The organism is Paracoccus zeaxanthinifaciens ATCC 21588 (assembly GCF_000420145.1).
Taxonomy (GTDB): domain Bacteria; phylum Pseudomonadota; class Alphaproteobacteria; order Rhodobacterales; family Rhodobacteraceae; genus Paracoccus; species Paracoccus zeaxanthinifaciens.
In genome coordinates this window covers 1-26,273 of the sequence record NZ_ATUJ01000008.1, presented here as the reverse complement: position 1 = coordinate 26,273, position 26,273 = coordinate 1, and the positions used below count along the sequence as shown (strand labels likewise).

31 protein-coding genes, 1 tRNA gene and 1 other annotated feature are annotated in these 26,273 nt (G+C 68.3%); of the genes, 20 read left to right on the top strand and 12 right to left on the bottom strand.

All coding sequences use genetic code 11. The features are described 5' to 3' along the window. Positions 1–17 precede the first annotated feature (17 nt). Positions 18–73, bottom strand: a sequence feature (sul1 is cis-regulatory element that is thought to sense ions involved in sulfur or methionine metabolism; They are found in Alphaproteobacteria). A gap of 101 nt (positions 74–174) precedes the next feature. Genes F804_RS0109235 through ribA form a run of 6 tightly spaced genes read right to left on the bottom strand, consistent with a single transcriptional unit; the run spans position 175 to position 5,903 of the window. Then, entirely contained in the window at positions 175–1,800 is a 1,626-nt protein-coding gene (locus tag F804_RS0109235) for a BCCT family transporter (protein WP_022707465.1), read from the bottom strand. A gap of 34 nt (positions 1,801–1,834) precedes the next feature. Continuing rightward, entirely contained in the window at positions 1,835–2,677 is an 843-nt protein-coding gene (locus F804_RS16115; protein ID WP_022707464.1) for a RibD family protein, read from the bottom strand. A 24-nt stretch (positions 2,678–2,701) separates the two neighbouring features. Then, positions 2,702–3,475: a class I SAM-dependent methyltransferase gene (locus F804_RS0109225; protein WP_022707463.1), complete on the bottom strand. Its 774-nt coding sequence runs from the start codon at positions 3,473–3,475 to the stop codon at positions 2,702–2,704. Beyond that, positions 3,475–3,870 carry a 6-pyruvoyl trahydropterin synthase family protein gene (locus F804_RS0109220; protein ID WP_022707462.1) on the bottom strand — a complete coding sequence of 132 codons (396 nt, stop codon included), beginning with the start codon at positions 3,868–3,870 and terminating at the stop codon, positions 3,475–3,477. Before F804_RS0109220 ends, F804_RS0109225 begins: the two co-directional genes overlap by 1 nt. A gap of 21 nt (positions 3,871–3,891) precedes the next feature. Continuing rightward, positions 3,892–4,836, bottom strand: a complete 945-nt coding sequence (locus F804_RS0109215; protein WP_022707461.1) for a zinc-dependent alcohol dehydrogenase — start codon at positions 4,834–4,836, stop codon at positions 3,892–3,894. After that, positions 4,833–5,903, bottom strand: a complete 1,071-nt coding sequence (gene ribA, locus F804_RS0109210; RefSeq protein WP_040595939.1) for a GTP cyclohydrolase II — start codon at positions 5,901–5,903, stop codon at positions 4,833–4,835. Before ribA ends, F804_RS0109215 begins: the two co-directional genes overlap by 4 nt. A gap of 226 nt (positions 5,904–6,129) precedes the next feature. Here ribA and F804_RS0109205 point away from each other — a divergent pair, with 226 nt between their 5' ends. Next, a complete protein-coding gene (locus tag F804_RS0109205) occupies positions 6,130–6,873 on the top strand; it encodes an FkbM family methyltransferase (RefSeq protein ID WP_022707459.1) in 744 nt (247 codons plus the stop codon). Here F804_RS0109205 and F804_RS0109200 read toward each other — a convergent pair. Together F804_RS0109200 and F804_RS0109195 are read right to left on the bottom strand one after the other, a co-directional pair. Then, positions 6,843–7,607 (bottom strand): inositol monophosphatase family protein, encoded by a 765-nt coding sequence (locus F804_RS0109200; protein WP_022707458.1) that lies wholly within the window; start codon positions 7,605–7,607, stop codon positions 6,843–6,845. The two genes, F804_RS0109205 and F804_RS0109200, sit on opposite strands and share 31 nt — an antisense overlap. Continuing rightward, complete coding sequence (locus F804_RS0109195) at positions 7,604–8,248, bottom strand: GntR family transcriptional regulator (protein WP_022707457.1); 645 nt, start codon at positions 8,246–8,248, stop codon at positions 7,604–7,606. Before F804_RS0109195 ends, F804_RS0109200 begins: the two co-directional genes overlap by 4 nt. Before the next feature lie 145 nt (positions 8,249–8,393). On the opposite strand from F804_RS0109195, the gene F804_RS0109190 reads away from it, so the two are divergent. From F804_RS0109190 to F804_RS0109175, 4 genes are all read left to right on the top strand, one after another. Continuing rightward, on the top strand, positions 8,394–9,920 hold the full coding sequence (locus tag F804_RS0109190; protein ID WP_245540341.1) for a gamma-glutamyltransferase family protein: 1,527 nt from the start codon (positions 8,394–8,396) through the stop codon (positions 9,918–9,920). Positions 9,921–9,932: 12 nt separating this feature from the next. Next, positions 9,933–10,922 (top strand): bile acid:sodium symporter family protein, encoded by a 990-nt coding sequence (locus F804_RS0109185; protein ID WP_022707455.1) that lies wholly within the window; start codon positions 9,933–9,935, stop codon positions 10,920–10,922. Between the two features lie 66 nt (positions 10,923–10,988). Continuing rightward, positions 10,989–13,262, top strand: coding sequence for an FdhF/YdeP family oxidoreductase (locus F804_RS0109180; RefSeq protein ID WP_022707454.1), 2,274 nt, complete (start codon positions 10,989–10,991; stop codon positions 13,260–13,262). 81 nt (positions 13,263–13,343) lie between these two features. Next, the gene (locus F804_RS0109175; RefSeq protein ID WP_022707453.1) at positions 13,344–13,643 is read left to right on the top strand and encodes a putative quinol monooxygenase; all 300 of its coding nucleotides are present in this window, start codon (positions 13,344–13,346) and stop codon (positions 13,641–13,643) included. Here F804_RS0109175 and F804_RS0109170 read toward each other — a convergent pair whose 3' ends face one another. Together F804_RS0109170 and F804_RS0109165 are read right to left on the bottom strand one after the other, a co-directional pair. Further along, the gene (locus F804_RS0109170) at positions 13,644–14,207 is read right to left on the bottom strand and encodes a retropepsin-like aspartic protease family protein (RefSeq protein WP_022707452.1); all 564 of its coding nucleotides are present in this window, start codon (positions 14,205–14,207) and stop codon (positions 13,644–13,646) included. Next, on the bottom strand, positions 14,207–14,824 hold the full coding sequence (locus F804_RS0109165) for a MarC family protein (RefSeq protein WP_022707451.1): 618 nt from the start codon (positions 14,822–14,824) through the stop codon (positions 14,207–14,209). The genes F804_RS0109170 and F804_RS0109165 overlap by 1 nt, the downstream gene beginning before the upstream one ends. 130 nt (positions 14,825–14,954) lie before the next feature. On the opposite strand from F804_RS0109165, the gene F804_RS0109160 reads away from it, so the two are divergent. The 14 genes from F804_RS0109160 to F804_RS0109100 all read left to right on the top strand — a co-directional run bounded on the left by F804_RS0109160 (position 14,955) and on the right by F804_RS0109100 (position 25,360). Then, positions 14,955–15,188, top strand: a complete 234-nt coding sequence (locus tag F804_RS0109160; RefSeq protein WP_022707450.1) for a twin-arginine translocase TatA/TatE family subunit — start codon at positions 14,955–14,957, stop codon at positions 15,186–15,188. A 19-nt stretch (positions 15,189–15,207) separates the two neighbouring features. Then, on the top strand, positions 15,208–15,666 hold the full coding sequence (gene tatB / locus F804_RS0109155) for a Sec-independent protein translocase protein TatB (protein WP_022707449.1): 459 nt from the start codon (positions 15,208–15,210) through the stop codon (positions 15,664–15,666). 1 nt (position 15,667) lies between these two features. After that, on the top strand, positions 15,668–16,522 hold the full coding sequence (gene tatC / locus F804_RS0109150; protein ID WP_022707448.1) for a twin-arginine translocase subunit TatC: 855 nt from the start codon (positions 15,668–15,670) through the stop codon (positions 16,520–16,522). Between the two features lie 38 nt (positions 16,523–16,560). Further along, positions 16,561–17,358 carry an ATP-binding protein gene (locus F804_RS0109145; protein WP_051142346.1) on the top strand — a complete coding sequence of 266 codons (798 nt, stop codon included), beginning with the start codon at positions 16,561–16,563 and terminating at the stop codon, positions 17,356–17,358. Then, complete coding sequence (locus F804_RS0109140; protein ID WP_022707446.1) at positions 17,355–18,635, top strand: helix-turn-helix transcriptional regulator; 1,281 nt, start codon at positions 17,355–17,357, stop codon at positions 18,633–18,635. The genes F804_RS0109145 and F804_RS0109140 overlap by 4 nt, the downstream gene beginning before the upstream one ends. A 54-nt stretch (positions 18,636–18,689) precedes the next feature. Continuing rightward, positions 18,690–19,049: a response regulator transcription factor gene (locus F804_RS0109135; RefSeq protein WP_022707445.1), complete on the top strand. Its 360-nt coding sequence runs from the start codon at positions 18,690–18,692 to the stop codon at positions 19,047–19,049. Then, the gene (locus F804_RS0109130; protein ID WP_022707444.1) at positions 19,042–19,311 is read left to right on the top strand and encodes a hypothetical protein; all 270 of its coding nucleotides are present in this window, start codon (positions 19,042–19,044) and stop codon (positions 19,309–19,311) included. The genes F804_RS0109135 and F804_RS0109130 overlap by 8 nt, the downstream gene beginning before the upstream one ends. Beyond that, complete coding sequence (locus F804_RS0109125) at positions 19,301–21,940, top strand: sensor histidine kinase (RefSeq protein ID WP_022707443.1); 2,640 nt, start codon at positions 19,301–19,303, stop codon at positions 21,938–21,940. The genes F804_RS0109130 and F804_RS0109125 overlap by 11 nt, the downstream gene beginning before the upstream one ends. 61 nt (positions 21,941–22,001) lie before the next feature. After that, positions 22,002–23,060 carry a FliM/FliN family flagellar motor switch protein gene (locus F804_RS16110; RefSeq protein ID WP_022707442.1) on the top strand — a complete coding sequence of 353 codons (1,059 nt, stop codon included), beginning with the start codon at positions 22,002–22,004 and terminating at the stop codon, positions 23,058–23,060. 87 nt (positions 23,061–23,147) lie between these two features. Next, on the top strand, positions 23,148–23,366 hold the full coding sequence (infA, locus tag F804_RS0109115; RefSeq protein WP_022707441.1) for a translation initiation factor IF-1: 219 nt from the start codon (positions 23,148–23,150) through the stop codon (positions 23,364–23,366). Between the two features lie 25 nt (positions 23,367–23,391). Further along, the gene (locus F804_RS0109110) at positions 23,392–23,994 is read left to right on the top strand and encodes a Maf family protein (protein WP_022707440.1); all 603 of its coding nucleotides are present in this window, start codon (positions 23,392–23,394) and stop codon (positions 23,992–23,994) included. Further along, complete coding sequence (locus F804_RS0109105; protein WP_022707439.1) at positions 23,991–25,040, top strand: ribonuclease E/G; 1,050 nt, start codon at positions 23,991–23,993, stop codon at positions 25,038–25,040. The genes F804_RS0109110 and F804_RS0109105 overlap by 4 nt, the downstream gene beginning before the upstream one ends. Beyond that, positions 25,040–25,201 (top strand): DNA gyrase inhibitor YacG, encoded by a 162-nt coding sequence (locus tag F804_RS17180; RefSeq protein WP_084686558.1) that lies wholly within the window; start codon positions 25,040–25,042, stop codon positions 25,199–25,201. Before F804_RS0109105 ends, F804_RS17180 begins: the two co-directional genes overlap by 1 nt. 83 nt (positions 25,202–25,284) lie before the next feature. Beyond that, positions 25,285–25,360 (top strand) — tRNA-Phe (locus F804_RS0109100). A gap of 81 nt (positions 25,361–25,441) precedes the next feature. Here F804_RS0109100 and F804_RS0109095 read toward each other — a convergent pair. Together F804_RS0109095 and F804_RS0109090 are read right to left on the bottom strand one after the other, a co-directional pair. Then, positions 25,442–25,675, bottom strand: coding sequence for a hypothetical protein (locus F804_RS0109095; protein WP_022707438.1), 234 nt, complete (start codon positions 25,673–25,675; stop codon positions 25,442–25,444). After that, positions 25,672–25,878 carry a hypothetical protein gene (locus F804_RS0109090; protein ID WP_022707437.1) on the bottom strand — a complete coding sequence of 69 codons (207 nt, stop codon included), beginning with the start codon at positions 25,876–25,878 and terminating at the stop codon, positions 25,672–25,674. The genes F804_RS0109095 and F804_RS0109090 overlap by 4 nt, the downstream gene beginning before the upstream one ends. A 176-nt stretch (positions 25,879–26,054) precedes the next feature. On the opposite strand from F804_RS0109090, the gene F804_RS0109080 reads away from it, so the two are divergent. Further along, the coding region (locus F804_RS0109080; RefSeq protein ID WP_022707564.1) for an IS5 family transposase at positions 26,055–26,273 on the top strand (219 nt) is incomplete at its 3' end.

Genomic DNA, 26,273 nt, shown 5'->3' with positions numbered 1-26,273 from the left:
ATCAGGGCTTTTCTAAGGATTATCCGGCGGATCAGCGGCCGGAAGAGCCACCCGGAATCTCACCGGGTCCATGCATTCGGGACCGCTGATAGCGGCGCGACCCTGCAAGATCAACCTTCGAGGGGCGAAGCAGATGCCCCCGTTGCGGCATTGCGGCAACGGGGGCACGGTTGCTCAGGGATCAGGCTCGAACTCGCTCAGCTCGGGGCGGCGGCCGATGGTGATGTGGTCGATATCCTCGGCGCCGAAGCCGCGGATCAGGGCGGGGATCATCATGAAGACCAGGATGAAGATCGGCAGGCCGACCACCGTGATGACCTGTTGCAGCGCGGTCAGCCCGGCCTCGCCCGCAAGGACGATCAGCATGGCCGCGATCAGCCCCTCGGCAAGGCCCCAGAAGACGCGCTGATGCACCGGACCGGCCTTCTGGCTGCCCGAACACAGCATGTCCACGACCAGCGATGCCGAATCCGACGAGGTGGCGAAGAAGATCGCGACGACGATCACCGCCAGCCCCTGCATGAGGGGCGCGAAGGGCAGCTGCTCGAAGAAGGCGAACATCGCCAGCGGGATCGATTCCGACACCGCCGCGCTGATGGTCCCGGCCTGCGCGCCCATCGCCTCGCGCGCCTGAAGGCCCAGCCCGTCCATTGCCAGCGCCTGCCAGCCGAAGATCGCGAACCAGATCACGGTGAACAGCGACGGCGCCAGCAGCACGCCCGCCACGAATTCGCGCACCGTCCGCCCGTGCGAGATGCGCGCCACGAACAGCCCGATGAAGGGCGACCAGGTGACCGTCCAGGCCCAGTAGAAGACCGTCCAGTCGCCCTGCCAGCCCCAGTCGCCGTTCTGCATGCCGTTGCCGTGCAGCATGTCGTTCCAGAAGGCCAGCCGCGGCAGGTTCGACAAGTACAGGCCCACCGTTTCCACCATCCCGCGCAGCAGGAACAGCGTCGCGCCGGTCAGCAGCACGAAGATCATCAGCCCGACCGCCATGCCGATATTCAGGTTCGACAACATGCGGACTCCGCTGTCGAGGCCCGCGACGATGGACGCGGTGGCGACCAGGGTCAGCACCGTCAGGATGGCCACGCGCAGGAAAGTGCCGTTCTCCCAGCCGAACAGCTCGGACAGGCCGGCCGCCACCTGCGACGACCCGAGGCCAAGCGACACCGCCACCCCGAACAGCGTTCCGAGGATCGCGGCGATGTCGATGGCCTTGCCGATGGGGCCATGGATGCGTTCGCGCAGCAGTGGATAGAAGACCGAGCTGACGCGCACCGGCAGGTCATAGCGGTTGATGAAATAGGCAAAGGCCAGCCCCGGCAGCGCGAAGATCGTCCAGGTGTGCAGCGCAAGGTGATAGAGCGCGATCGAGATCGCGTCCTGCGCGGCCTCGACGGTATAGGGCTCGACGCCGGGCAGGGGCGGTGACTGGAAGTGGCTGATCGGCTCGGCCACGCCCCAGAACATCAGGACCGTGCCGATGCCGCCCGCGAACAGCATCGTGAACCATGACACGTTGCTGTATTCGGGCCGGGAATTCCTGGGCCCCAGCCGGATATGCCCGTGCCGCGAGACCGCCGCCCAGACCAGGAAGCCCAGCCAGACATTGACGCCAAGGATGAAGAACCAGCCTAGGTTTGTGACGATCCACGCGCGCCCCGCCGCGAAGGCGTCCCCGATGGTCTGCGGCGCCAGAACCAGCGCCAGGACGAAGACGACGCTGAGCCCCGCCGCCGAGAAGAAGATCGTCGGATCGGCCTTGAGGCGCAGCCGGTTCGCCCATTGGTTCAGCATCTTTCCCCCGTGGTTCCTTCAGCTTCCCAAGGGGTCAAGCGATCAGCGCCGCCTTTCGTTCCGTCCTGTCCTGCACATCGTGCAGCGGGATCGCCGCCTGCGCGGCAAGGGCGCCAAGCCCGCAGTCGAAGACGATGTCGCCGCCCATCGCGAAGACCCGCGTTTCGGGGCGGATCGCGTCGGACAGGCGCTGGACGGGGATGCGCGTCGTCAGCCCCTGCGGCCCGTCCCCGATGATCAGCGGCGAGACCGAGACCTGCAGCCGGTCCAGAAGCCCCGCCTCGAGGAAGCCGGTGATGGTCGTGCCGCCCCCCTCGATCAGCAGCGATCCCATGTCCATCCGGCGCAGCCCGCGCAGGATCGAGGCCGGGTCCAGCCTGTCGTCGATGCGGGGCAGTTGCAGCACCTCGACGCCCTTCGCGCGGGGACGGTCGATGGATTGGACGACGACCCGCCGTGCGCCGGTGTCGCGCAGCACGGGGGCGTCGTCGGGCAGCCTGCCGTTCGGGTCGATGACGATGCGCGCGGGGTCGTGCCCGCTGCACAGGCGCACCGTCAGGCGGGGCGTGTCGTGCAGCGCGGTGCCGACGCCGATCACCACGCCATCCACCAGCGCGCGCAGGCGGTGCAGATGCGCCAGCCCCTCGGGGCCGGACACGTCGCGCGCATCGCCCGAGGCGGTCGCCACGCGCCCGTCCAGCGACTGCCCGATCTGGGCGATGGTCATGTGCCCCAGGTCGCGCCGCGCGATCGGACCATAGAGCATCAGCGCCGCGTGCTCGGCTTCGGTGAAATCGCCGCAACAGGCGCAGGCGTGACCCGCCCGGACCGCAAGGATGCGGTCCCAGACCCGTGGTGTGACTTCGACATTCTGCATGGCGTCCCCTCCCTCTGGATCGGTTCAGCCCGTGCCGGGCGGCAGGGCGAGTATATCCATATGACCCACATGGCACCTGCTTCGTTCCGCGATGCCGATGCGGTTTCGTCCCCATTCGGCCGCGTCGGCATTGCCGGTTTCCGACGCGGCATCGGCGATGCCCTCCAGCAGGGCGCGGTGCAACGGCGCCTCGGCCCCGTTCAGCGACCAGGGGCTGTCGGCGTGATGGACGCGGAAGCCCGCCTTGCGCATGATCTCGACTGCGCGGGGGCCGCTGTCGGGCCCGAGCGCCGCACCAAGACCCTTGTCGCCGCGCTGGTGGTCGTTGAAGGCCCGCGTGATCGCCTCGTCCCCCGGCAGTTGCGGCTGCCAGCGCATCACCCCGTCATAGGACAGCGCGGCATAGAAGGGCAGTTGCACCTCGGCCAGCCTTGCGGCCAGACCGGCGATCCATTCGGCGGGCATCAGGTCCAGAAGCGCCGATGCCGTCACCAGCGTCACCCCGTCCAACGGCAGCGCATCCAGATCGCGCAGGTCGATGCGGTGCGTCTGGGCGCGGCCCTGCGCTTCGGTGCGGGCGCGGTCAAGCAGCGCGGGGTCGTTGTCCACCAGCCGCCAGCGCGCATTCCCCGGCAGATGCGGCGACATCACGCGCAGGGTCGAACCCGTGCCGCAGCCCAGGTCCAGGACCACGGGGTCCGGACCCGCCGCAAGCGCCGCCCGCGCGATCAGCCCCGGATCGCGTGCGGCGCGATCCGCGGGTTCCCTCAGCGCAAGCCATTCGGCCGAGAATGCCATCAGATCTCCCCCTCGTACCAGGCGCGGGCGACATGGCTTTCGTGCAGCGTGATGCGCAGCCGCTTCAGCCGCGCCGGATCGCCCAGCCCGCCCTTGCGCGCGACATCGGCCAGCGTGGCGAAGATGTGCTGGCACAGGAACTCGGTCGTGGTGAACTTGCCCTTGAATTCGGGCACCTCGTCCAGGTTCTTGTATTTCAGCGGCAGAAGCGCGTTCGACAGCGCTTCGGTCGCAAGGCCCATGTCCACGACCAGCCCCTCGTCGTCCAGTGCCTCGGTGAAGAAGGCCGCATCGACGGTGAAGGTCGCACCATGCATGCCCTGTGCGGGCCCGAAGGTGGGCGAGGGCAGCGAATGGGCGATCATGATATGGTCACGGACTTCGACGGCGAACATGGGTGCTCCTTATCGTTCGGTTCAGTAGCGGATGCGGTGGCACAGCGTGCCTGCATCGTTGAGGATATCGTTCCAGCGGTCGGGAAGATCCGCGAAGGCGGTCTCGCCCGAGACGAGTTCGTCCAGCCGGTCGTCGGATGCCAGAAGATCCATCGCCTTGCGCATGCGGCGGGCATAGTTCCATCGCGCGGCGCGTGTGTCGGGAATGCGCCCCACCTGGCTGCTGACGATGCGCAGCCTGCGGCTGTGGAACGCGCCGCCAAGCGGGATCTGCACCGGCGCGGGGTGCCAGCTTGCCTCGGTGATCCGGGCCTCGGTTCCGGCGATGGCGATGGCCTGCTTCAACCCCGCCGAGGTCGCGCTGGTATGGATCACGACGTCCTGTTCGTCCGGCACATCCTCCGGCGTCGCGAAGCGGCAGCCCAGCAGCGTCGCAAGCTCCGCGCGGGCGGCTAGGGGGTCGATCACCGTGACATCGGCCCCCGGCAGTCGCGCGGCAAGGCTGGCGATCAACAGGCCCACGACCCCCGCACCGATGATGGCGATTCGGTCGCCCGCACCGGCATTGCTGTCCCACAAAACGTTCAGCGCAGTTTCCATGTTCGCCGTCAGCACGGCGCGCTGGGCTGGCAGGCCCTCGGGCAGGGGTGTCAAAGCATGGTCGGGCAGGCGGAACTGCCGCTGGTGCGGGAACAGCGCGAAGACCTCGCGGCCCTCATGCGCACCTTCGGTCGCGCGACCCACGGCGCAATATCCGTATTTGACGGGAAACGGGAAATCCCCTTCCTGATAGGGTGCGCGCATGCGGGCATGTTCAGCTTCGGGGACGTTGCCCGAGGAAACCAGCCGTTCGGTGCCTCGGCTGATGCCGGTGAAGAGGGTCGTGACAAGCGACCCTTCTCCGATCGTGCCGGGTGCGATGACGGGCCGGTTCCGGTCTGTCAGCCAAAGTGCGTCAGCCTTCATGCAAGAAGATGCCCCGACTTGGCCGCCTTGGTGTCCAGATAGCGGGTGTTCTCGGGGCCGCGGCCGACCATCAGGGGAACGCGATCCGCCACGGTGATCCCCTCGGATTCCAGGCGGCGGATCTTGGCGGGGTTGTTCGTCAGCAGCTTCACCTGCGAAATCCCCATCTGGCGAAGCAGCGCAGCGCCAATGCGGAAATCGCGCTCGTCATCCTCGAAGCCCAAGCGGTGATTGGCCTCGACGGTGTCCAGGCCCTGATCCTGCATCCCATAGGCGCGCATCTTGTTCGCCAGACCGATGCCGCGTCCCTCCTGGTTCAGGTACAGAAGGACGCCGCTGCCCGCCTCGTTCATGGCGGCGATGGCGGCCTGCAGCTGGGGCCCGCAATCGCATTTCAGGCTGCCGAGCACGTCGCCGGTGAAGCAGGCGGAATGCAGGCGCACGAGGACGGGCCGGTCGGGATCGGGCTCGCCCACCTGGATGGCATAGTGTTCGGGACCATGCGCGTCGGGGCGGAAGACATGCAGCCGGCCCGCCGCAGCCGCCGCCATCGGCACGCGCGCGTCGGAAACGGGCTGCGGGTTCGGCGCCTGTTCGGAATGTAGCAGCGCCTCTTCGGCCGACAGGATCGACAGGTTGTGGCGAAGGGCGGTGGCCATCACGTCAGGGCCGGGAACGACCAGTGCGGCGGGAACGAGTTCAGCGGATTTCGCCAGACGGATCGCCGCGCGGTGCAGCGCACCTGCCGCCGCACGGGGGGCACGCGGCAGTGCTGCCGGTCCGGCCATGCTGCACGACGGGTCGGCCATGGCCTGCAGCCATTCGAGGCCGACATCGCGGGCAACGGGAATGCGGGCGACATCGGTTGCGACGGGGTGGTGCAGCGCCTCGGCGCGGCGGGCGGTCAGGATCAGTTCCATCCCCTCGTCGCGCATGGCCTCCAGCCGTTCGGGGCGCAGCGTTTCCACGGGGACGACCATCGCGGCGCCTTCCTCTCCCGCGAGGACCACCGGCAGCCCAAGTCGCAGGTCGCCCACGATCCGTGCCACGCGTTCGGCGCTGCGCATGGCCAGCGGATCCGTCGCCGCGGGAACGGGTTGCGATTGCGGGTAGGGGGTCGGGAAGATGCGCATGATACCACTGTCCGTCTGAGAAACCGTCGCAAGGATGTGAACGTGCGGGTTTCACGGGCGGTTCCGCAGGAACGTCCCGGCGCGGCCGAATGTCGCTGCGCGCTGGACGGCGGATGCGAAACCGTCCAGCCTGCGCCTGTATCATGGAAAGGGAACGGCCATGAATTTCCGCGCGGCGCTGGGACTGATGCGGTCGATCGCGATCTACTACAACCCGGTCAGGGTCCGGCAGTTGCGCAGGCATTACGCCGGGATCATCCGCAGGGGCGACCTGGTGATCGACGTGGGCGCGCATGTGGGCAGCCGCAGCCGCGCCATGCGGGCCGCAGGTGCGCGGGTAGTCGCGGTCGAGCCGCAAGAGCCCTTCGCGGGCTTCCTGGCCCGCAGCCTGCCGCGCGATGTCACGCTGATCCGCAAGGCGCTGGGCCCGTCCGAGGCCGTCGCCAGCATGGCGGTTTCCAGCCTGCACCCGACGGTGTCGTCGCTGTCGCAGGGCTTCACGCGGGAGGCGGCCGATGCACCCGGTTTCGACCATGTGTGCTGGGACCGCCGCCAGCAGGTGCAGGTGACGACGCTGGATCGGGTGATCGCGCAGCACGGGCTGCCGCAATTCGTCAAGATCGACGTCGAGGGCTTCGAGGAGGACGTGCTTGCGGGCCTGAGCCAGCCGGTCCCCATGCTGTCGGTCGAATACCTGCCCGCCTTCCGCGACAGGACGCTGCGGGTCATGGCGCGGCTGGCACAGCTGGGCGATTACCGCTTCAACGTTGTCAGGGGCGAGACGGGCGTCTTCCTGTGGGACGACTGGCGCGACGCGGAGCAGGTCGCCGAATGGCTGGCGACGCTGCCGCGCGACGGGGGATCGGGCGATCTCTATGCGCGGATGGTTCCGGCGAAATCCTGAAACAGCTCGGGGCGGGCGGCGATGACGTTGCCGCTGTCCTCGGGGCGGTCTTCGGGCGTCCAGCCCTCGGTCCGGATGCCGGCCTCGGCGCAGATGACCAGCCCCGCGGCGATGTCCCAGGGACGAAGGCTGCGTTCCCAGAACCCGTCCAGACGGCCCGCCGCGACATAGCACAGATCCAGCGCCGCAGCGCCCAGCCGCCTGATGCCCGCGCTGCGTGGCAGGATGCGGCGCAGGTCGTCGGCATGGTCGTCGATATGCGCCATCCCCCCGAAGGGCAGGCCCGTCCCCCACAGCGCGCCGCCCGCAGGCGGGCAGGGCGGCAGGCGCAGCGGCTGGCCGTTCAGGGTGGCCCCCATCCCCTGCGCCGCGGCGAAGGTCTCGGACCGTAGGGGGTCGTGGACCACGCCCAGCACGCGCCGGCCATCCTGTTCCAGCGCGACCGACACGGCCCATTGCCCGATCCCGCGCAGGAAATTCGTCGTGCCGTCCAGCGGATCGACGATCCAGCGGCGGGGGGCGTCGATGGCCTCGGTCTCTTCGCCCAGCCAGCCGTCGCCGTCCCGGATCAGCGCCTCGCGCAGCAGCAACTCGGCCCCGCGATCCGCGGCCGAGACGAAATCGCCCGGCCGCTTCTGGTCGATCACCAGCGTCTCTCGTTGCTGCCAGTGGTCCAGCAGCAGATCGCCCGCCGCCTTGGCTGCGCGGATCGCGCGGTCCAGATCGGGGGTCATGGCTGCGTCCGTTCGCTCATCAGCTTCTCGATCACGCCAAGCGATGTCGCCATATGCGCCCGCATCGCGGCGCTGGCGCGGTCGGCGTCATGGGCGATCACCGCATCGAGGATCTGCCGGTGTTCCCTGCGGGAACTGTCGATGCGGTCCTGCCCCTTGTCGAACTGCGCGTCCCGCCACGGCAGGGACCGGCGGTTCAGATCGGCGGCAAGCTCGGCCATGACGGCGTTCTTCGCGCCAAGGCGCAGCGCCTCGTGAAAACGGCGGTTGGTTTCGGCGTAATCGGCATCGGGGCAGTCGCCCTGATCCACGATCATGCCCAGAGCTGCCTGTTCCATCGGTGTCATGCGCCGCGCGGCCAGCCCCGCGCACAGGGCCTCGATCTCTCCCAGACTCTCGAACAGGTCGCGCAGGGCGTCTTGGTTCATGCGCCGCACAAGGTATGCGCGTCGCGGCCCGCGTTCGACCATGCCTTCCGCGTCCAGCCTGTGCAGCGCCTGCCGGATGGGCGTGCGCGACACGCCGAAGCGTCCGGCCAGCTGCACCTCGGCCAGGGGTGCCCCCGGAAGCAGCTTGCCGCCCACGATGTCGCGGATCAATTGGGCATGGATCTGATCGGCAGAGAATGAGGGGCTGGCCATGCCTGTTCCATTTGTATTCCGTGTCGTTTGACCTGTATACCTTTCACCAAGATCACGCAAATTCGATTCAGGCAGGCGGGGAAGGTTCATGACAGGGTTCGATTTCTTCAACGGGCGCCGGGCGGCGGGCTTCGCTTCCGGTGCGATGATAGCCACGTCCCACCCGCTTGCAACTTCGGCGGGTCTTCGGATCCTGTCGAGGGGCGGAAATGCCTATGATGCCGCAATTGCAGCCAGTGCGGTGCAGGCGGTGGTCGATCCGCTGATGACGGGGATCGGCGGCGACTGCTTCGCGCTGGTCGCGGGGGCCGACGGGCAGGTGCGCGCGCTGAACGGATCGGGGCAGGCGCCCGCTGCCGCCACGGTCGAGGCGCTGCGCGAGGCGGGCGTCGGCGATCACATCCCGCTGGACAGCGCCCATGGCGTGACGGTTCCCGGCGCGGTCTCGGCCTGGTGCCGGCTGCATGCCGACATGGGCAGCCTGCCCCTGGCGGAGCTGTTCGCCCCCGCCATCGAATATGCGCGCGCGGGCTATCCGGTGACGCCGCGCGTGGCCTTCGACTGGGCGGCCGAGGCCGGGCGCATCGGCGCCGATCCCCATGCGGCCAAGGTCTTCCTGCCGGATGGCAAGGCCCCCGTCGCGGGCGACCGCCACGCCCAGCCCCTGCTGGCCGACCGGCTGGAGGAGATCGCGCAGAAGGGCCCCGAAGGCTTCTATGGCGGCGAGACGGCGCGCAGCATGGTCGCGCATCTGAACGCGCTTGGCGGCCTGCACACGGAACAGGATTTTGCGGGTGGCGCGGATGCCGCCTTCTGGACCGATCCGATCAGCGCGACCTATCGCGGGCACGAGGTGTTCGAATGCCCGCCGAACGGGCAGGGGCTTGCGGCGCTGGTGATCCTGAAGATCATCGAGGGCTTCGACATGGCCTCGCTGTCGCCTGCCGACCGCGTCCATGTTCAGGCCGAGGCCACCAAGATCGCCTATCACCACCGCGATGCGCTGATCGCGGATGCCGATGCCTGCGAGGGGCTGGTCGAAACGCTTCTGTCGGACCGCGGGATCGCTGCCATGCGCGACCGCATCGACATGACCCGCGCGGGCGAACCCGCCCTGTGGGACGAGGTCGAGCATCGCGACACCATCTATCTGTGCGTCGTGGACGGGCAGGGGAACGCGGTGTCCTTCATCAATTCCATCTTCCATCCGTTCGGCTCGACCCGGCTGGATCCGGCGACGGGCGTGCTGTTCCAGAACCGGGGCGCGTCTTTCCGCATGGACCCCACGCATCCCAATGCCATCGCGCCGGGCAAGCGGCCCATGCACACGATCATCCCCGGCATGCTGCGCACGGATCGCGGCATGATGCCCTTCGGCGTCATGGGCGGGCATTACCAGGCGGCGGGCCACGCGGCCTTCCTGTCGGGCGTCATCGACGAGGAGATGTCCCTGCAGGACGCCATCGACCGCCCGCGCAGCTTCGCCACCGAGGGGCGGCTGGATGTCGAACCCACCATCCCCGAGGACGTGCTGGCCGATCTGGCCGCGCGGGGGCACCGGGTGAACCGCGTCAAGGGCCCCATCGGCGGCGCGCAGGCGATCCGCCCCGTGGCGGGGGGCCTCGAAGGTGGGTCCGACAGCCGCAAGGACGGCATGGCGGCGGGTATCTGAAAGGGGGCGGACATGTTCGCACGACTGAAACGGATCGGCATCGACACCTACATGCTGATGCTTCTGGGGGCGGTCCTGCTGGGGCTGGTCCTGCCCGCACGTGGCATCGCGGCCGAGGGGCTGGGGCGCTTCACCTATTTCGCGGTGGCGCTGCTGTTCTTCCTGTACGGCGCGAAGCTGGACCCGGCCTCGGTTCGGGCCGGGATGCTGAACTGGCGGCTGCAGGGGCTGACCTTCGCATCGACCTATGTGCTGATCCCGGTACTGGCGATGGCCGTGGCCGCGATCTTCGGCCCGCTGCTGGGCCCCGAGGTCGCGACCGGCGTGGTGTTCCTGGGGCTGCTGCCGTCGACGGTCCAAAGCTCGATCGCGTTCGTGTCGATCGCGCAGGGCAACGTGCCCGCCGCGATCTGCGCGGCGTCGCTGTCGAACCTGGTGGGGGTCGTGCTGACGCCGCTGCTGGTCGCGCTGTTCCTGCAGGTGGGCGACGGGGGGATCGACCCCTCGGCCATCCTGCGCATCGGCACGCAGATCCTGCTGCCCTTCGTGCTGGGGCAGGTGCTGCGCCCCTGGGTGGGCGCGACGGTGCAGCGCCACCGCAACGCCACGCTGTTCGTGGACCGCGGCGCGATCCTGCTGATCGTCTACTCGGCCTTCGGGGCGGGCACCGTGTCGGGCCTGTGGGCGCAGATCCCGCCGACCGCGCTGATCGTGCTGATCCTGGTCATGCTGATCCTGCTGGCGCTGGTCTTCGCGCTGGTGGCGGCCTTGGGTCGGCTGTGCGGGCTGCCGGATGCCGACCGCTCGGTCCTGTTCTTCTGCGGCTCGACGAAAAGCCTGGCCTCGGGCCTGCCCATTGCGACGGCACTTTTCCCCGCCGCGATCGTGGGTGCGACGGTTCTGCCTGTACTTGTCTATCACATGGCGCAATTGCTGGCCTGCGCGGTGATCGCCCAGTCGGGCGCCCGCCGCGCCGCGCGGCACGGGATGCCCGCCGCCTGAGGAACCCGCTTTGCGCGGACACGTTCGACGATTACGCTGTCCGTGCCACCGACATACGAGGAAGCCATGACCGACCGCGAACGTCCCACGCCCCATTCATATGACGGTCCGGTCGGCGGCTGGGGGTCGCCCCGCGGCATCGCGCAGGTGACACGCGCCGCCCGTCCCGTGCCCGGCATGGCCGAAACCCTGCTGCGCCAGAACAAGCAGGGCGGCACGATGTGCACCTCTTGCGCATGGGGCAAGCCGCGCCACCCCCACAAGGTCGAGTTCTGCGAGAACGGCGCAAAGGCGACCGCCTGGGACCTGACCAGCATCCGCTGCACGCCCGATTTCTTCCGCGACCATACCGTGACCGAGCTTTACGGATGGTCCGAATATGACCTCGAGATGGCGGGCCGCCTGACCCGTCCCCTGCGCTATGACGCCGAAACCGACCGGTATCTCGAGGTGGACTGGGACGAGGCCATCGCCGCCATCGCCGCCGAGATGCGCGCGCTGGACCCCAAGCGCACCTGCTTCTATGCCTCGGGCAAGGCGGCGCTCGAGCCGTCCTTCCTCTGGGCGCTGTTCGCGCGGGCCTGGGGGCATTGCAACCTGCCCGACAGCTCCAACATGTGCCACGAGACGACCTCGGTCGCGCTGAAGAAGGTGATTGGATCGCCCGTGGGCACCTGCACGCTGGACGATTTCCAGCATTGCGACGCGATCTTCTATGTCGGGCAGAACCCCGGCACGAACAGCCCGCGCATCCTGCACCCGTTGCAGCAGGCGGCGGAACGCGGCTGCCACATCGTCGCGATCAACCCGCTGAAGGAAAAGGGCCTGATCGAATTCGCGAACCCGCAGCGGCCCTGGCAGATGACCATGGGCAGCGCGACCGAGATCGCCGACCGCTATCTTCAGGTGCGCGCGGGCGGCGACATCGCCGTGCTGACGGGCATCGCCAAGCATGTGCTGGAACTGGAGGACAGCCAAGGCGGCGTTCTGGACCATGACTTCCTGGCCGAGCATACGCATGATCTTCAGCCCTGGATGGATTGGGTGCGGGCGCAGGAATGGGACGATCTTGAACGTGTCGCGGGCATCCCGCGCGCCCAGATGGAGGATGCGGGCCGCATCTATGCCGAGGCGAAGGCCGTCATGGGCATCTATGGCATGGGGCTGACGCAGCATGTCCACGGCTCGGACGCGATCGGGACGCTGGTGAACCTGCTGCTGCTGCGCGGCAATATCGGCCGCCCCGGTGCGGGATGCAGCCCCGTCCGCGGCCATTCCAACGTGCAGGGCCAGCGCACCGTGGGCATCGCGGAAAAGCCCGAACAGGTCCCGAACGACCGCCTGCGCGAGGAATTCGGCATCGAACCCCCGATGGAGGAGGGCTGGAACACGACCGCCTTCCTCAACGCGCTGCTGGACGGAGAGGCGCAGGCCTATATCGGGCTGGGCGGCAATCTTGTCCGCGCCGTGCCCGACCAGGACCGCGTGGCCGAAGCATGGGGCCGGATGCAGCTGACCGTCCATATCGCCACGCGCCTCAACCGCACGCATCTGCTGCCGGGGCGGTCCTCGTGGATCCTGCCCTGCCTCGTGCGGCAGGAAGAGGACATCCGCGACGGCGTGAACCAGCATGTCAGCATGGAGGACAGCTTCAGCCACATCCACGCCTCGATCGGCAGGCGCAAGCCCGCCGACCCGACCCTGCGATCCGAGACCGCGATCATCACCGCCCTTGCCGATGCCGTGCTGGAGCCGAACCCGAACCTGCCCTGGCAGGATTGGGGGCGCGACTATTCGCTGATCCGCAAGGCGATCAGCCGCATCTACTCGGCGCAGTTCTACGACTACGAGGAGCGGATGCACTGGGAGGGCGGCTTCTATCGCGGCAACGATGCGGGGCAGCGCATCTGGCACACCGCCAGCGGCAAGGCCGAGTTCACGGTCCCCGTCGCACTGGACCAGACGGGCCTGGGCGAACGCCAGGGCGTCTATCGCCTGATGACGCTGCGGTCGAACGACCAGTTCAACACCACCGTCTATGGCTACAGCGATCGTCTGCGCGGGATCGAGGGCGACCGGATGCTGATCATGATGTCGCCCGACGACATGATGGCCGAAGGGCTGGAGCCCGAGCAGCGGATCGCGCTGGACGGTGCCGCAGATGACAACATCCGCCGCCGGGTCGAGGGGCTGCGCGTTCTGCCCTATGATCTGCCGCGGGGGTGCATCGCGGGATATTTCCCGGAACTGAACCCCCTGTCGCCGCTGTCGCGCCACGACCTGGCCTCGGGCACGCCCGCGGCCAAGGGCATTCCGGTGCGGCTGGATATCGGCGCCTGAACGCCACCTCTGGCGCAGGGCGGTCCGGGGCGTTATCCGGGCTGCCGCGCCGCATCTGGCGCAGACAGGAAAGGACGCATCATGACCATTGGCGTGATCGCACGCATCACCCCCCTTGCGGGCCGGGAACAGGCCGTCGAGGATCGGTTGGCGCAACTTGCGCAGGATGTCCGCGCCGAAGAGGGGAACCTCTTGTTCGACATCTACCTGGGTGACGGCCCTGACGGGCGCGGCATCACCATCGTCGAGGAATATCGCGACGAGGCCGCGTTCCGCACCCATATCGACGCGCCCCATACCGTCGCCTTCAATGCCGAACTGACCGGCATGGCCGAGGGTGGCGCATCCGACGTGAAGATGGTGCGCCCCTTCGCGAAGTGATCAGCGTTCGAGGATGAGCCTCTCGCCCTCGAAGCTGACGCGGGCAAAGCGGCGGAGATAGCTCATCCCCAGCAGCGACGCGCCCAGATCCCCGCCGACGACCGTGGCGGGGACGGCGCGATCCTCGATCCCGCCCAGAGTGAAGCGGTCCAGCCGCACCCGCGCAGTCGGCACGTCGCCATTCGCGGTCATGGCCTGCCCGTCGAAGCGAAGGTTGTCGGGGTCCAGCCCCAGCCGCGCGGCATCCTCGCGCGTCAGGGCGATCCCCGTCGCGCCGGTATCGACGATGAAGCGGACGGGCTGCCCGTTCACGTCGGCGGTCAGGTGGAAATGCCCGTTCGGGCCGGCGCGGGCCTCGATCCGGCGACCGTCCTGCGTGACGGTCTGTTCCGACCCCATCCACCAGTCGGCGGCCAGCGTGCCCGCCGCGAAGATCACGGCCCAGACGGCCGCCATGCGGATGGCGCGACCCCCGCGACCGCTGAATTCGACGATGACGGCGCCGCCGATAAAGACCAGAAGCAGGCCGTAGAAGACGAGGCTGGGCCAGTCCCCCGCGCCCATCAGAACAGCCCCGAGCCTTTCAGCCCGTCGATCACGAACTGCACCGACAGCGCCGCCAGCAGCATGCCCAGAAGGCGCGTGACGACCATGACGCCGGTCCGGCCCAAGGCGCGCGCCAGGGGCGTCGCCAGCACGAACAGGACCATGCAGATGCCAAGCACGGCCAGCATCACCAGGTTGACCATCAGCACATGCGCCACGCTCGGACCCTCGCCCACCAGCAGGATCATCGTGGCCAGCGCACCGGGACCGGCCAGAAGCGGCATGGCCAGCGGAAAGACCGAAGGGTCGTGGTCGGGATCGTCGCTGTCGGCCTTGTCCTCGCGGCGCTCGGTCCGGCGCTCGAACAGCATGTCCAGCGCCGTCAGGAACAGCAGCAGCCCGCCCGCGATCCGGAACGCCGAGATCGAGATCCCGATGCCCGACAGGATCGCCTCTCCTGCAAGGCCGAAGACCATCAGCAGGATCGCGGCGATGAACAGCGCGCGGATGCCGATGCGGCGGCGCTGCTCGGCCGATTGGCCGGGCGTCAGCGCGATGAAGACCGGCGTCAGGCCGATCGGGTCGATGACCACGAACAGCGTGACGAAGGCGGTGATGTATGCGGCCATGTCCATGCCGCCTTATCGCGCGACCGGCGGGCCGTGCCAAGGTGGCGCGTTCACGTCAAAGGGCTTTGCAAATGCCGCCGCGACCTTTTAGACATGGCCACGCGGGCGGTCGGACCGCCCGGCGATGGAGTGTCAAATGCTGAACAATATCGGCCTTCCCGGCCTTCTTCTGATCGCGGTCGTCGTGCTTGTCCTGTTCGGACGGGGCAAGATCTCGTCGCTGATGGGCGAAGTGGGCAAGGGAATCACCGCCTTCAAGAAAGGCGTCAAGGACGGCGCGGACGAGATCGAGAACGCCTCGAAGACCGACGAGGAAGTCCCCGGCAAGACCGCGCGCGACGTGACGCCGCACACGACCGACCGCAGCTGATCCCGGAAAGGCGCGTCCCATGCTGGATATCGGCTGGAGCGAGCTGCTGCTTATCGGCATCGTCGCCCTGATCGTGGTGGGTCCCAAGGACCTGCCGCATCTGTTCCATTCGCTTGGCCGCATCATGGCGCGCGTGCGCGCGATGGGCCGCGAATTCACCTCGGCGATGGAAGACGCCGCCCGCAGTTCCGGCCTGGACGAGGCTGCGGGATCGCTGCGCGACATGAAGTCCCTGACCAGCAAGAAGGGGCTTGGCCTCGACGCGCTGGACCGTGCCGCCGACCGGTTCGAGAAGTGGGAGCCGAAGATGCCCGCCGCCAAGGGCGGTGTGCAGGCCGACCCCGCCGCACCCGAACCCGCTGCCCCCGAAACGCCCGGGGCCGCCGATGCGGCGGTGCCGGAAACCTCCGACGCGACCCCCGACGCAACTGGCCGCAGCCTGCATCCGGTTCGCCGCTCCGACATGAAAGACGACTGACGTGGCCGACAACACGACGCGTCCCGAGGACGAGATCGACGACAGCTCGGCCCCGCTGATCGAGCATCTGGCCGAGCTTCGCACCCGCATCATCTGGTCGCTGGTGGCCTTCGTCATCGCGATGGTGCTGTGCTACACCGTCTGGAAGCCGATCTACAACATCCTGACCCAGCCGATCTGCCAGGCGCTGGCCGAACGCGACCAGAGCTGCCAGCTGCAGATCATCAAGCTGCAGGAAGGCTTCTTCACCGCGGTCAATATCAGCTTTTTCGGCGGCTTCGTCCTGGCCTTCCCGGTCATCGGCAACCAGCTGTGGCGCTTCATCGCGCCGGGCCTCTACCGGTCCGAGAAGGCGGCATTCCTGCCGTTCCTGATCGCCTCTCCGGTGATGTTCGCCATCGGTGCGACATTTGCGTATTATGTCATTTTGCCAATGGCTTACGACTTCTTCCTCGGATTTCAGCAGGCGCCTGTCGTGGCGACCGCGGACGAGGTGACGACCACGCGCGACGTGGCCGGCATCGCCTTCCAGGGCTCGATGCAGGAATATCTTGCGCTGACGATGAAGTTCCTGCTGGCCTTCGGGCTCAGCTTCCAGCTGCCGGTCGCGCTGACGCTGCTTGGCAAGGCGGGCCTCGTGTCCGCCGAGGGGCTGGGCGCCGTTCGCCGCTATGCGGTGCTGGCGATCCTGGTGCTTGCCGCGGTCGCGACCCCGCCCGACGTCATCTCGCAGGTGGTGCTGTTCACCGTGGTCTATGGCCTCTACGAGATCTCGATCCAGCTTGTCGCCCGCATCGAGAAACGCCGCGAGGCCGAGCTGCGCGCGCAGGGTCTGTGGGTCGAGGAGGACGAGTGACCGAGGTTCTGACCCGCATCGCCGACGCGCTGGAGCGGATGTCGCCGCCCCCGCGTCCGGCCCCCGATTTCGACGCCTCGACCGCCTTCGTCTGGCGCACCGACCCCGAGGGGCTGGTCCCCGTGCCCGATGTGGACCGGCAGGATCTGGACCTGCTGCTGGGCATCGACGGCGCCAAGCGCACGCTGCTGGCCAACACGCTGCAATTCGCGCGCGGCCACGCGGCGAACAACGCCCTGCTGTGGGGTGCGCGGGGGATGGGGAAATCCTCGCTGGTGAAGGCCGTCCATGCCCGCGCCGTGGCCGAGAACCTTCCCCTGGTCCTGGTCGAGATCGCGCGAGAGGATCTTGCATCGGTGGGGCGGCTGCTGTCGCTGTTGGCCGCGGCCCCCGACAAGCGCTTCGTGCTGTTTTCCGACGATCTGTCCTTCAGCCATGACGACACGCAGTACAAGTCGCTCAAGGCCGTGCTGGATGGCGGGATCAGCGGGCGTCCGTCGAACGTCATCCTCTATGCCACGTCGAACCGCCGTCACCTGATGCCCCGCGACATGATCGAGAACGAGCGTTCATCCGCCATCCACCCCGCCGAGGCCGTCGAGGAGAAGGTGTCGCTGTCGGATCGCTTCGGCCTGTGGCTGGGCTTCCACCCCTGCGATCAGGACCAGTTCCTGTCGATGATCGACGGCTATTGCGCGGCATATGGCCTGCGCATCGGTGCGGACGACCTGCGCGCGCAGGCGATCGAGTGGCAGGCCACGCGCGGGTCGCGCTCGGGTCGGGTCGCGTGGCAGTTCTTCACCGATCTGGCGGGGCGGCACGGGATCGCACTGTGACACCCGCGCGTGACAGCGGCGCGGGGCCGAACGTCCTGCTGGGCACGCGCATCCGCGAACGCCGCATGGCGCAGGACCGCCGTCAAAGCGACGTGGCGCGTGCGGTCGGCATCTCGCCCGCCTACCTGAACCTGATCGAGCATAACCGCCGACCCGTCAGCGCCGAACTGCTGGAAAAGCTGGCGGCCGAGCTGCAGATCACCCCCGAGGAGCTGTCCGAGGGCCGCGAGGAGGTCCGCATCGCCGCGCTGCGCGAGGCTGCGGCCCATCCCGTCGCCGGCGACAGCCCCCCCGAGCTGGAGCAGCTGGCCGAGTTCCTGGCCCGATATCCCGGCTGGTCCGAGCTGCTGATCGCCCAGTCGCGGCGCGCGGCATCGCTGGAACGGCAGCTTGTGGACATGTCGGACCGCATGACGCAGGATCCCTATCTGCTGACGACCATGCACGAGGTGCTGTCGGCGGTCACCTCGGTCCGTTCGACCGCCGCGATCCTGGTCGAGGATGGTGAGGTCGCCCCCGAATGGCGCGACCGGTTCCACGCCAACCTGCACCAGGACAGCCAGCGCCTGTCGGTCACCGCGCAATCGCTCGTGGCCTATCTGGACAGCTTCGAGGCCGAGGGCACCGCCGCCTCGCCCCAGGAAGAGGTCGAGGCATGGCTGGCCGACGGGGCCGATCCGGCGATCCAGCTGTCCTCGGACGCGGCGCGGCAGATGGCTGCGGGCATAGGCCAGCGTCTTGCGCGGGACCGGCAGATGCTGCCGGACCAGGCGCTGCTGGACGGCCTGCGCGCCGATCGCGACGTGGTGGCGCTTGCCGCGCGGCTGGACCTGCCCGTCGATCTGGTGATGCGCCGCATCGTCGATCTGCAACCCGAGGGTTTCGCGGGCGCGGGGCTGCTGGTCTGCGATGCATCGGGGATGCTGACGCTGCGCCGCGCCGCCAAGGGCTTTGCCCTGCCGCGCCCGGGCGACAGCTGCGCGCTGTGGCCGCTGTTCCAGGCGCTGGCCGCGCCTCAGGTCGCGCTGGCCCATCACGTCGTCACGACCGAGGGCCGAGCGTTCGCCACGATCAGTCATTCCAGCCGCCGCCAACCCCTTGGCCTGCACGGCCCCTGGCTGACCGAGGCGACGATGCTGATGATCCCGCTGGACGGGCCCGCGCCCGACGATGCGCTGCCCGTGGGCCCCGCCTGCCGCATCTGCCCGCGCAGCGATTGCGTGGCGCGGCGCGAACCCTCGATCCTGGTGCCGCAGGGGCCGCGCACGGGCCTTTGACAAGCGGGCCGCCTGCGGGACAATATCACGGGCGCGTCGTCGGAGGGGAGCCGGATGCAGCCTGACATCCTGATGATCGAGGATGAACCCAACATCGCGGAGGCGGTCCGCTTCATCCTGTCGCGCGACGGCTGGCAGGTGGATCTGCATGTCGACGGGGCAGGCGGGGTCGAGGCGATCAGCACGCGCCGTCCCCGGCTGGTCATCCTGGACCTGATGTTGCCCAACCGCTCGGGGGCCGAGATATTGCTGGACCTGCGGCAGGCGCCCGACGCCTCGCTTGCGGCGACGCCGGTGCTGATGCTGACTGCGCGCGGCGATACCGAGGCCGCCGAGCAGGCCGACGCGGTCCTGGCCAAGCCTTTCGACAATGACGAATTGCGCAGGCTGGTCCGAAGGCTGATCCGTGCCTGAGCGGCCGCTGTTCCTTGAACGCGCCTCGTTTCGCAGGCGCAGGCTGGGCGATGCGGCGCGCGTGCTGCCGGTCCTTGCGATGGTCCTGATGCTGGTGCCGGTCTGGTGGATGCCCGCCGCGATCAGCTTTGCCACGGGGGCCGTCTGGTTCTTTGGCCTGTGGGCCGCGCTGATCCTTGCGGTCTTCGCGCTGCACCGCGCCCTGCTGCGGGCGGAGGCCACCGCAAACCGCGCCGCCGAGGATCACCCGGATGCCGTTTGAGGCCCTGCTGGCGACCTGCCTGTGCTATGTCGCGCTGATGTTCGGCGTGGCCTATGCCGCGGATCGCGCGGCGGCTGCGGGCCATGTGCGCTGGCTGGACCACCCGCTGGTCTATACCCTGTCGCTGTCGGTCTATTGCAGCGCCTGGACCTTCTATGGCGCGGTCGGATACGCGTCGCGGTCGGGGCTGGAATTCGCGACCATCTATCTTGGCCCGACCATCGTCTTCACCGGCGCGTGGTGGGGATTGCGGCGGCTGGTGCGGGTCGCGCGGATGCATCACGTCACCTCGGTCGCGGACCTGATCTCGGCGCGGTTCGGCAAATCGAACCGGCTGGCGGCCATCGTGACGCTGATCGCGGTCATCGCCTCGACCCCCTATATCGCGCTGCAGCTGCAATCCGTGCGCCTCTCGTTCGAGCTGTTCGCGACCAGCCGCCCGTCCGAGAACGGAGCGCTTGGCAATACCGCGATGTGGGTGGCGGGGGGGCTGGCGCTGTTCACCATCCTGTTCGGCACGAGGAACCTTGCCGCCGACGAACGCCACCACGGGGTCGTGACCGCCATCGCGCTCGAGGCGGTGGTGAAGCTGGCGGCGTTCATGGCGCTTGGGGTCTTCGTCGTATGGGGGTTGGCCGACGGGCCGGTGGACATGCTGCGCCGGATCGGGGACGCGGCGCAGGATCCGCGCTTTGCGGGCGGGTGGGTGCTGCAGCCCGACCGCTGGACGGCGCTGATCCTCGTCTCGGGTGCCGCGATCCTGACGCTGCCGCGCATGTTCCAGGTCATGGTCGTCGAGGCCGCCGACGAGGAGCGCCTGCATGTCGCGGGCTGGGCCTTTCCGGCATATCTGTTCGCGATGTCGCTGTTCGTGCTGCCCATCGCCGTGATGGGGGCCGAGATCCTGCCGCCGGGGGCCAACCCCGACCTTTACGTGCTGACGCTGCCTGCTGCTGCGGGGCAGGACCTTCTGGCGCTGCTGGTCTTTCTGGGCGGGTTCTCGGCGGCGACCTCGATGGTGGTGGTATGCGCGATCGCGGTGGCGACGATGGTGTCGAACCACTGGCTGGTGCCGGGCTGGCTGGCGCTGCGGCGGATTCCCGCGGGCGAGGGTACGGACGACCTGCGTGGCTTCGTGCTGAACGCGCGGCGGCTCGCGATCCTTGCGATCATGGCGGCGGGCTGGACCTATCACCAGGCCTCGGGCGGGGCGGCGGCGCTGGCGGCAATGGGACTGGTGGCCTTTACCGGCATGGCGCAGGTGCTGCCCGCGATGTTGGGCGGGCTGCTGTGGCGGGGTGCGAACCGCAAGGGTGCCTATGCGGGGATCTGCACGGGGTTCGCGCTTTGGATGGCGCTGATCTTCCTGCCCTCGGTCGGGATGGGGGGCGATCTGCCGGTCCCTGCGGGGGTCGATCCCTGGACCGCGGCCGTCGCGCTGTCGCTGGCGCTGAACACGGCGGCCTTCATCGGCGTGTCGATCTTCGGCTTTCCCGACCCGGTCGAGCGTCTGCAGGGCCTGTCCTTCGTGTCCGCGGTCGAGCCGATCCGCCACAGCCGCATGGCGCGCGGCGACGATCGGGCCGAGCCGCTTCTGGCGATGGCCCGCCGCGTCTGGGGCCCGGATGCCGCGCTGCGCTATTTCCAGGCCGAGGCGCAGGCCCAGGGCAAGTCCGGCTTCCTGCCCGACCTGACGCCGCGCTTCCTGACCGCGCTGGAACGGCGGCTGGCAGGGTCCATCGGATCGGCCACCGCGCATGCGATGATCGACCGCGTGGCGGGGGGCGTCGCGCTGACGGTGTCGGACCTGCTGCAGGTCGCCGACGAGGCCCACCGCGCCAAGGAGGAGACGCAGCGGCTCGAGGCCGCGCGATCCGAGCTGGCCCGCACCGCCCGTCAGCTGCGAGAGGTGAACGACAAGCTGACCGCGCTGTCGGTGCAGAAGGACGCCTTTCTGGGGCAGATCAGCCACGAGCTGCGCACGCCCATGACCTCGGTCCGGGCATTCTCGGAAATACTTAAGGATTCGTCCCTAAGCGACGAGGAACGCAAGAAATTCGCGGGTATCATCCATGACGAGGCCGGACGCCTGACCCGCATCCTGGACGACCTTCTGGACCTGTCCGTCCTCGAAAGCGGGCGCGCGCAACTGTCGGTGACGGCAGCGAACCTGCACGACCTGATCGCCCGCGCGCTGGCCGCCGCATCGGCCACGCGGCCCGAACGCAGCTTCGTCATCGACCGCGATCTGCCGTCCGAGCATCTGGGCGTGATCACCGACGCGGACCGGCTGCTGCAGGTGCTGATCAACGTCATCGGCAATGCGCGGAAATACTGCGACGCCCCCTATCCGGCGCTGCGCATCCGGGTGCGCAGGCCCGATACCGGGGGTGCGGTCATCGACATCGTGGACAATGGCAGCGGTATCGACGCGGGCCGCCAGTCGCTGATCTTCGAGAAATTCTCGCGTTTGAACGACCCCGCGAAGGCCGGCGGCGCGGGGCTGGGTCTGGCGATCTGCAAGGAGATCATGGAGACACTTGGCGGTTCGATCAGCTATCTGCCGGGGCAGGGCGGGGCTGCGTTCCGCATCGTGCTGCCGGCGCGCCCGCCCGTTCAGCAGGCTTAACGGTTTGGAAACCGGATTAGGGTCAGGCTGAGCGCGAACGGGGCTGCGATTCGGGCGTGACATGACTGCAGGCGATACGGAACGGACGGAAACGCGCGGCACGGTGCTGCGCGGATTGCTGAAGCGGCGCGACGATCCCGTCGCGGCCGAAACGCCCGATCTGCCGCCCGCGCCCAAGGTGACGCCCGCCCGCGCTGCCGCCGCAGCCATCGGTCGCGCGGCCGAGGCGCTCTACTCGCTGCCGCTGCGTTCGCTTGCGGTGACGCCGGGCGTGCTGACCCTTGCCGAACTGCCCGAACTGCTGCCCGACATGCCGCTGCTGGCGCTGCTTCAGGGCCCGGGCGAGCAGCTTGGCGCAATTGCGCTGTCCCCCGAGGTCGCGGCCGCGCTGATCGAGGTGCAGGCCCTCGGGCGCGTCACGGCGCGCCCCCTCGATCGCCGCAGGCCCACCCGAAGCGATGCGGCCCTGTGCGCGGATTTCATCGACCGCTTCCTGACCGAGCTGACATCCGAGATGCGCGCGATCCCCGGCTATGCGCCCATCGCGGGCTTCCGTTTCCTGACCCATCTCGAGGATGCCCGCCCCCTTGCGCTGATGCTGGAGGATGTGGCCCATCGCAGCATCGACATGCAGGTCCGGCTGGGCGCGGGCGATGTCCGCGAGGGGCGCGTCATGCTGATCCTGCCGCAGGGGCAGGAGGTTGCGGCCCCCGTGACGGCACCGGCGCGACCCGCGCCCCGACCGGCGGCTCCGCGCCCCAGCCTTGCGCCCCCGATGCAGGAGGCGGTCGTAGAATTGCAGGGCGTGTTGTGCCGCAAGACCGTATCGCTTGGGGACCTGCGCGCGATGCTGAGGGGCAGGCTTCTCTATCTTCCCAAGGCCGCACTTCAGGATGCCACGCTGGAGACGGGCGACGGCCAGGTCCTGTCGCGCGGACGCCTGGGCGAGGCCGAGGGCTGCCACGCGCTGCGCCTTTCGGACCCCGCGTCCCGTGCCGCGACCGATACCGCACAGCCCCTGCGCCCCGCCGCCCCGCCCGTCGATCTGAGCCGCCCGGACCCGTTCCGCAGCCCCCCTTCCGCCGAGGAAGGCGCCCCGAAGGGCCGTGAAACGGCGTGAGCCCGCTCTTTTTCCTTGAAATCCTCTCCGGTCGGACGCATTTACTCTGCGTTCCGAATCCTGCGGAACGATCATTATGGAGTGACCATGGCCAAGGAAGAAATGCTCGAATTTCCCGGCGTCGTGAAGGAACTCCTGCCCAATGCGACATTCCGGGTCGAGCTTGAAAACGGCCATGAGATCATTGCGCATATGGCAGGAAAGATGCGGAAGAACCGCATCCGCGTCCTTGCTGGCGACCGCGTTCAGGTCGAGATGAACACCTACGATCTGACCAAGGGCCGGATCAATTATCGCTTCAAGTAAGACCCCCGCCAACGGAGGTCCGCAGATGGCCGGCATCGCCACGAAACGGTTGATCCTCGGCTCGGCCAGCCCTCGCAGGCTGGAGCTTCTGTCCCAGATTGGTATCAGGCCGGCCGCGTTGCGACCGGCCGATATCGACGAGACCCCCCACCAGCACGAGAACGCCCGCGACTATGTCCGCCGCATGGCCCGTCAGAAGGCCGAGGCGCTGGACGTCGCCCCGAACGAGGTCGTGCTGACCGCCGATACCACCGTCAGCGTCGGGCGCCGCATCCTGGGCAAGCCCGAGAACCGCGCCGAGGCCGCAGGCTTCATGCGGCTGATGTCGGGGCGCAGGCACCTGGTCCTGACCGCGCTTGCCGTGCGCGACGCGAACGGCATCCGCGAAAGGCTGGTGACCACCCGCGTCCGGATGCGTCCCATCGACGAGGCATCGCTGGAGCGTTACCTCGATATCGGCGACTGGGAGGGCAAGGCCGGGGGCTATGCCATCCAGGGCGCCGCCGCCGCCTTCATCCCCTGGATCGAGGGGTCGCACTCGGCCGTGGTCGGCCTGCCCCTGTCGGAAACCGCCAGCCTGCTTGCATCGGCAGGCATCTTTCCCGCCCCTGAAGGAGCAAACGCATGAAGGGACGTGAAATCGTTCTGGGCCGCATCTTCGGCCAGGAAGCCGCCGCACTGATGCAGGACGGCCAGCTTGTCGATCTGCTGGTCGCGCCCGATGCGATCACCGATCTTGCCCCCGGCGCGATCTGCCGCGCCACCGTCGGGCGCTTCATGAAGGGGCAGGGCGGTGTGTTCCTGCGCCTGCCGAACGGGGCCAGCGGCTATCTTCGCGAACGGCGCGGCCTGACCGAGGGCGGCAGCATCCTGGTGCAGATCAGCGGCGTCGCCGAGGAGGGGAAGGCGATCCCCGTCTCGAACAAGCTGATCTTCCGCGGCGCGCTTGCGCTGGTGACGCCGGGGGCCGCGGGGATCAACGTCTCGCGCCGCATCCGCGAGACCGCCCGCCGAGAGGAGCTGGAGCAGCTCGGCCGCGACGCGATGGGCGAGCGCGCCTATGGCGCGATCCTGCGCAGCGCGGCCGAAGGCGCCGATGACGACGACATCGCCGCCGAGATCGCCGAGCTGGCCGGCCTTGCGGACCAGATCCTGGCCGATGCGGATGGCGGGCCCGAGCTGCTGCTGGACGCACCGTCCCCGCATGAACTGGCGGCGCTGGACTGGAACGACCCCCAGCCCGATTCGGTCGAGGAGGGCGATGACAGCTTCGAGCGCTGCAACGTGCTGGACGCCGTGGACGAGCTGCTGTCGCCGCGCATCGCGCTGCCCGGCGGCGGTCATGCCTGGATCGAGACGACGCGGGCGCTGACTGCGATCGACGTGAATACCGGGGCCGACAGCTCGCCCGCTGCAGGGCTGAAAGCGAATATCGGGCTGGCCCGCGACCTGCCGCGGCAGCTGGCGCTGCGCGGCATCGGCGGCCAGATCGCGGTCGATTTCGCCCCCATGCCCAAGCGCGACCGCGCGACGCTGGACCAGGTGATGCAATCGGTCTTCCGCCAGTCGGGCGCCGAGGCGACGCTGCTGGGCTGGACCGCGATGGGCCTGTTCGAGATGACGCGCAAGCGCGACCGCGTGGCGCTGTCGCTGCTGGCTTCGGGGCAGGGCTGATGGCCTGCCCCGTCTGCAGCAAGGACAGCGTGGAACGGTACCGTCCGTTCTGCTCGAAGCGCTGCGCGGATGTGGATCTGGCCAAGTGGTTGCGGGGCCAATACGTCATCCCCGGCACCCCCCTGGAAGAGATTTCATCGGACGAAGAAGAAGGGCGATAAAAAGTTGAGATTGGGTCTGGACAGTCCCGCCAACCCCTTCTAAACACCGCTCCACACCCGGCGACGAAGCAGTCGCCACAGGGGCCCGGATAGCTCAGTTGGTAGAGCAGCGGATTGAAAATCCGCGTGTCGGTGGTTCGAATCCGCCTCCGGGCACCATAAAGCCCAGCAAATACAAGGCAAAAAAACAGAGGGCCAGAAGCCCCCTGAATGTTTCCCAATGTGTTTCCCAGTTTCGCGCTACGGTCCGGGTCTGTTCCGGGACTTCGCGTAGGGCGTCATGGCCAAGGCAATCGAGCCCCCGATGAACTGCAGGATCGCCAGGCCGTAGGAAGTGTCGTTGAGAACGCCCTCGTCAAACGCCAGTGCCCCCAGCCCCACGCCGATCAAGGCGACGAACATCATCCCCGCGCCGCGCAGCAGGAGATCCAGTGTGTCGCACATCGCGTTCTTCTTCGTGCCGTCTTCCTTCATGCATTCTCCCCTTCTATCCTGTCGGGCCTGAACTCGCCGTAGACCTCGGCCAGGTCGTCGAAGCGCGCTTCCATGGCCCAATAATGCGCCCGGAACTTCTCATAGAAGCCCGCCATGCGCGACCCCTCCGGGTAAGGGTTCGGGCCGCCCTGCAGCGCATAGACCTTCGCCTTGGCCTCGCGCTTGTCGTCGGATCTGCTCATGGCTTCCTCCCTGACATGCGGGCCAGCGCGGCGGCGATGTCGGCCTGCGTGCCCTGGATGGTGATGGTGCCGATGTGGTGCACGGTGATGCGGTCCTGCATTAGGGTCAGGACCCATTAATTTTCTTGATGCCGTCCTGTCGGCGTGATTCACGCTCCCAAACAGGTGGGGGCATCATGAGTAATCTTTTCTGGCTGACGGACGAACAGATGGAGCGGCTGAAGCCGTTCTTCCCCAAGAGCCATGGTAAGCCGAGGGTCGATGACCGGCGCGTGCTGAGCGGCATAATCTTCATCAACCGCAATGGGTTGCGGTGGTGCGATGCGCCCCGGGAGTATGGCCCGCCCAAGACGCTCTACAACCGGTGGAAGCGCTGGAGCGAGATGGGCGTGTTT

Coding starts and splice junctions, on each gene's coding strand:
- F804_RS0109235 (WP_022707465.1), bottom strand. CDS start 1,800: ATGCTGAACCAATGGGCGAACCGGCTGCGCCTCAAGGCCGATCCGACG.
- F804_RS16115 (WP_022707464.1), bottom strand. CDS start 2,677: ATGCAGAATGTCGAAGTCACACCACGGGTCTGGGACCGCATCCTTGCG.
- F804_RS0109225 (WP_022707463.1), bottom strand. CDS start 3,475: ATGGCATTCTCGGCCGAATGGCTTGCGCTGAGGGAACCCGCGGATCGC.
- F804_RS0109220 (WP_022707462.1), bottom strand. CDS start 3,870: ATGTTCGCCGTCGAAGTCCGTGACCATATCATGATCGCCCATTCGCTG.
- F804_RS0109215 (WP_022707461.1), bottom strand. CDS start 4,836: ATGAAGGCTGACGCACTTTGGCTGACAGACCGGAACCGGCCCGTCATC.
- ribA (WP_040595939.1), bottom strand. CDS start 5,903: ATGCGCAGCGCCGAACGCGTGGCACGGATCGTGGGCGACCTGCGACTT.
- F804_RS0109205 (WP_022707459.1), top strand. CDS start 6,130: ATGAATTTCCGCGCGGCGCTGGGACTGATGCGGTCGATCGCGATCTAC.
- F804_RS0109200 (WP_022707458.1), bottom strand. CDS start 7,607: ATGACCCCCGATCTGGACCGCGCGATCCGCGCAGCCAAGGCGGCGGGC.
- F804_RS0109195 (WP_022707457.1), bottom strand. CDS start 8,248: ATGGCCAGCCCCTCATTCTCTGCCGATCAGATCCATGCCCAATTGATC.
- F804_RS0109190 (WP_245540341.1), top strand. CDS start 8,394: ATGATAGCCACGTCCCACCCGCTTGCAACTTCGGCGGGTCTTCGGATC.
- F804_RS0109185 (WP_022707455.1), top strand. CDS start 9,933: ATGTTCGCACGACTGAAACGGATCGGCATCGACACCTACATGCTGATG.
- F804_RS0109180 (WP_022707454.1), top strand. CDS start 10,989: ATGACCGACCGCGAACGTCCCACGCCCCATTCATATGACGGTCCGGTC.
- F804_RS0109175 (WP_022707453.1), top strand. CDS start 13,344: ATGACCATTGGCGTGATCGCACGCATCACCCCCCTTGCGGGCCGGGAA.
- F804_RS0109170 (WP_022707452.1), bottom strand. CDS start 14,207: ATGGGCGCGGGGGACTGGCCCAGCCTCGTCTTCTACGGCCTGCTTCTG.
- F804_RS0109165 (WP_022707451.1), bottom strand. CDS start 14,824: ATGGACATGGCCGCATACATCACCGCCTTCGTCACGCTGTTCGTGGTC.
- F804_RS0109160 (WP_022707450.1), top strand. CDS start 14,955: ATGCTGAACAATATCGGCCTTCCCGGCCTTCTTCTGATCGCGGTCGTC.
- tatB (WP_022707449.1), top strand. CDS start 15,208: ATGCTGGATATCGGCTGGAGCGAGCTGCTGCTTATCGGCATCGTCGCC.
- F804_RS0109145 (WP_051142346.1), top strand. CDS start 16,561: ATGTCGCCGCCCCCGCGTCCGGCCCCCGATTTCGACGCCTCGACCGCC.
- F804_RS0109135 (WP_022707445.1), top strand. CDS start 18,690: ATGCAGCCTGACATCCTGATGATCGAGGATGAACCCAACATCGCGGAG.
- F804_RS0109125 (WP_022707443.1), top strand. CDS start 19,301: ATGCCGTTTGAGGCCCTGCTGGCGACCTGCCTGTGCTATGTCGCGCTG.
- F804_RS16110 (WP_022707442.1), top strand. CDS start 22,002: ATGACTGCAGGCGATACGGAACGGACGGAAACGCGCGGCACGGTGCTG.
- infA (WP_022707441.1), top strand. CDS start 23,148: ATGGCCAAGGAAGAAATGCTCGAATTTCCCGGCGTCGTGAAGGAACTC.
- F804_RS0109110 (WP_022707440.1), top strand. CDS start 23,392: ATGGCCGGCATCGCCACGAAACGGTTGATCCTCGGCTCGGCCAGCCCT.
- F804_RS0109105 (WP_022707439.1), top strand. CDS start 23,991: ATGAAGGGACGTGAAATCGTTCTGGGCCGCATCTTCGGCCAGGAAGCC.
- F804_RS17180 (WP_084686558.1), top strand. CDS start 25,040: ATGGCCTGCCCCGTCTGCAGCAAGGACAGCGTGGAACGGTACCGTCCG.
- F804_RS0109095 (WP_022707438.1), bottom strand. CDS start 25,675: ATGAAGGAAGACGGCACGAAGAAGAACGCGATGTGCGACACACTGGAT.
- F804_RS0109090 (WP_022707437.1), bottom strand. CDS start 25,878: ATGAGCAGATCCGACGACAAGCGCGAGGCCAAGGCGAAGGTCTATGCG.